Source organism: Corynebacterium sp. HMSC08D02 (genome assembly GCF_001807505.1).
GTDB classification, from domain to species: Bacteria; Actinomycetota; Actinomycetes; order Mycobacteriales; family Mycobacteriaceae; genus Corynebacterium; species Corynebacterium pseudogenitalium.
Genome location: NZ_KV789251.1, coordinates 1 through 4,154, shown reverse-complemented (window position 1 = coordinate 4,154; position 4,154 = coordinate 1). Strand labels below are relative to the sequence as shown.

Below are 4,154 nucleotides of genomic sequence, written 5' to 3'. Positions count from 1 at the left end.
GGGTGACGTGAACGTTACCGTTCTCATCAATCTCGACCGGGACGTCTTTGCCGTCCTCATCCTTGGCAGAGACCTTGGTTTCGTCGTCAGGGTTAACGATCTTGACGCCAGTGTCCTGCTTGTCATCAGTCGGATCAACAGGCTTCTTACCAGACTCATCAACTGCGGTCTTGACACCAACCGCCAACGGGACAACGTCAGTGTGCGGGGTCTCGTTGCCATCCTGATCAACCAAGATGTACTTCACAGTCACGTTCGGCTTCTCCTGAGAAGCCTCAACAGCCTTCTCCGGCGTACCAATAATCTTGCCGTCCTTGAACTCCAAGCCGGCCGGAAGACCCTCAACCGTGATGGAATTCTTCTTGACCTCAAAGCCCTGCGGCAGAGCATCGAAACCTTCAGGCTTGACATCCTGGGAGTAATCTTCACCAACAACACCATCAGCCAGCGGCGTATCCGTCACCACAATCTTGGTAACAACCTGCCGCTGACGAGGCTCCTTCACCTTCTGCTTCGTGGTCTTCTCGACACGCTCATCCTCCGGTGCATCCGGATTCTCGTACTTCGGATTACCCTGAGCATCGACCTCCGGAACCCACTTCTCGACCTCAACATCAACCGTGCGGGTCACAATAACCTCAGTGGTACCAGCCTTCGTCGGCGTACCAGTGATCTTGCCGGTCTCGTGGTTAATTTCGAGGCCCTCAGGCAGCTTGTCAGCAGAGTACTCCGGCTCAGCGCCCTCAGCCTTCTCCTTCGGCAGATCACCAAACAAGGAAGCAACATCATCGGCCGAGTACGTATCGTAACGCGAGCCCAACGGCAGCGGCTCAGGCACAACAGCGGTAAACGAGTCCGCGATTTCCCACTGATCCGACGCCTTCTTCTTCACCGGGTCATAATCAACGACGGCAGCAGTGTAGATCGTGGTCTCCTTCAGGTCCTCCGGAGCCTGGAAATCACACGACGGGATAACACCCTTGTCATCACTCTTGGCGATGCACATCGCATCCTTGATCTCAGTCTGCTTACCGTCCGGACCAGTTGCGTACCAACGGATTGCGTAATCCGAATTCGGCACCAGACCAGCAGTCTTGGTGGTCACCTCGGAGCCCGCACGACCCTTATTGTCATACGAGTTGTACTCCGGAATATCGAAGATGGGCTGTGCAGACATCAACGGGAACTGCAGACCGTTCATGTTCGCACCCGCAAGCACCGTCCCCTGATCCCCGTAGTTTTGGAACATGTTCATCGGGAACGCCGAGTTCTTCACATCACGACCCTCAATACGAGGATAGATGTACATGTAATCAGTGTTGATGTGACGAGCCTTCGCAGCATTCACATTACCCGTAATAAACGCCTCATAGCGATCCGCACCATTATCAGGGTTGAAGTCCTTCGCAACGGTACCGAAATCACCCTTGGCAAGCTTATTCGAGATTTGCGCAGTGAAGTTCTCCTGCGTGCGCGAACGCCCATACGTACCCTTAAACGGCAGGTAAATCGTACCGTCAGCCTTCGACGGCACCACTACCGTCTCAGCAATGTGGGAGCCTACACCGTGCTCAGCCTGGTACGCCTTGATGATGCGCTCCTGGTTCTCGCGCTCCTGCTCAGGCGTGTACCCCTTGTTCGCATCCTTCCACGCGTCAATCTGGCGCGCGACCTCATCATTAAGGTACGAGGCAACGATCTCTACACCACCAGCAGCGCGATCCCCCTGGCCAGGCTGGTACTTGTAGTAGCCCGGCAGCGAACCAGCATCCTCACCGGACTCCCACCACACCATCGACTGGTTCGGCGCAGCAAGGCTCTTAATAGCGCCAAACGCACCATAGTCCGCGAACTGACCATCCACCGTCGGCTCGCCAGTCTGGCCATCAAGTGCGCGGGTCCACTGATCTTCCGGCTTCGCCAGCCAATCAACCTGTGCTGGCTTCTCCTCAAGCACGAAACGCCCAGCAGTAATACGGGAACCGGACGGACCAGCCGTAAAGTTCCAGGATTCCTGGGTGCGACCAAGGCGCGTGGAGTAGCGGCCGGACTGCATATCACCAGACATGACGACGGAGTACTTGTCCTTATCTGGGTTCTCGCCCCAGACACGAACCTTGAAATTGCTGTCACCAGCCAGGTTGAACGCCGGCGCATCGTATTCGTTGGTGACCTTCTCAGATAGGTCGAAGGAGAAGCGACCCTCAGAGTCCGTCAGCGTGTAGAACGTCGGGGAAACCTCGCCCTTCCCGTTCACATACTGCAGGTAGATGACATTGCCCTTCAAAGGCTCGTCACGGTCGTCCCGTTTGTCCGGACGACCGTTCTTGTTGATGTAGGCGTAGCCGTGGTAGCCGTAGTAATCACGCCATCCACCCTTGGTGTAGATCGCGTTTGGTACTAGCTGGTTCTTACCCTTTGCCTCTGCAGGCGCCTCAGCACCAGCCGCTACAACTGGTGCGTCCTGAGCGAACGCAACCGGCTGCGCCAGCGGAGCTACCAGAGCAAACGACAATGCGGCCGCAGCAATCGACGTGCCACGACGTGCCTTAAATTGGCCTCGCATAAACATTCCTTCCATATGGTCTAATCAATGTGACTACCTACCTGTCAGCCAAGGTCTCGTAGAACCACAAAACTGCAGGTGGTGAACGTAGACAAAGGTCAACGATTAGTCACTCGCTATAAATTGTATCAACCGATAGAAAATGCAGGACCTCCACAGCGCTTTTCTAATCCGTCACCAGAAATGGTTACAAATGTCAGATTAGTGCAGTTCGGTATCTACGATTTTTTCTATTGATACAATTCAGTCACTTTAAATGAAACTAATTGACATAGTTCCATTAGGACCAGCTCAATTAAACTGGAAGACAAATGTTAATAATTGTCGAAACAATTACAGCCAATCGGGCAAATATAAAAGCTGTTGCCTATTGCAGTAAACACAACAAGCACCAGCTGTAATTTTCTTACCAATACTTTAGGCAAGATTTACGAAATGTAGCCCCCTGCATGGGGGAGGAGGCTACATTACGAACCTCTTACGCCTGTGGCGTGTCGGTTTCAGGCGCTTTCGGAGTGGACGTCGATACGTTGTTGTCCGTCTTGGAGGACAACTTCGTCGTCTTACCGGAAGAACCCTTCAGCTCCAGATCCTTCACAGAGGACTTCGAACCATTCGGGTTGCAGTTGTCGTAGATAACCGTGCCAGCCAAGATGCCAGCAGCAATCAGCACGATACCTGCAGCAACCATACCCAAGTCACCACCAACAGCACGCAGCTGCGCATTGATCTGCTCAGCCTGACGCGCCATCTCCGGATTGAAGATGCCAGCCTGCTGCTGGATGCGGGTGTTCGCAGCCTGCAACTGAGCATCAACCTGTGCAGCGACATCACTGAGAACCGGAATCTGAATCTGGGAAGCCAGACCCAGCGGCAGCAACGCGATCAACGGCAGACCGAAGCCAACAGCGGATGCAACACACTTACCGGTGTCACGGCCGTTATCCGACTTGTCGAACGGATTCCAACCGTTCTTCACCTCATCTTCGTTGGTGACACCGTCACCATCGAAGTCACCATTCGGCTCCAGAATGGACTTACCATCCTGGCCAACAAGCACGAACTGTGCCTGCTGATTTTCCTTGGTGGTCTTGCCGTCGGAAAGATCAAAGATCACAGCCGGTTTAGCAACCTTGCCAAAGTCCTCCTCGAACTTCTTGAAGTCAACCTTCTTACGGTTGCCCTTCTTGCCGTAGAGATCGTCGAACTGCTTCACCAGCTGCTCAACAGACGGAGCCTGGCCAGTAACGGTCGCATCCTTCGGCGTGAACTTCCAGTCAGTTGCGCCTTCGGCCTTCGGGTAGCCCTTCGCCTCCGGATTGTCCTGTACCTTGATGCCCTTGAGGTCCGTAACCTTCTTTCCGCCCTTGTCGGTGAAGGCTGGTGTAGCACTCTTCGTAGCACCAGGCTGAACATGAGTCTCGTCGTAGCCAGGCTGCAACGAATCCAGGTTGTTGCCATGAGATGTATCCTCGCTTGGCTTCTCAGGACCGGTCGACGGATCCGAAGGCTCCGTGTCCGTCGGCTTCTCAACCGTGACAGTGACATCGACATTGTCCTTCGAACCATCCGGGTAAGTCACAACAAC

The 4,154-nt window shown here is 54.2% G+C and carries 2 protein-coding genes; both read right to left on the bottom strand.

The window, feature by feature from the left end:
- Window positions 1-2,566, bottom strand: a 2,566-nt coding sequence (locus tag HMPREF3170_RS06910) for an Ig domain-containing protein (RefSeq protein ID WP_210385509.1), incomplete at its 3' end; no start/stop codon positions are given.
- Between the two features lie 478 nt (window positions 2,567-3,044).
- The coding region (locus tag HMPREF3170_RS11740) for a hypothetical protein (protein ID WP_168161634.1) at window positions 3,045-4,154 on the bottom strand (1,110 nt) is incomplete at its 5' end.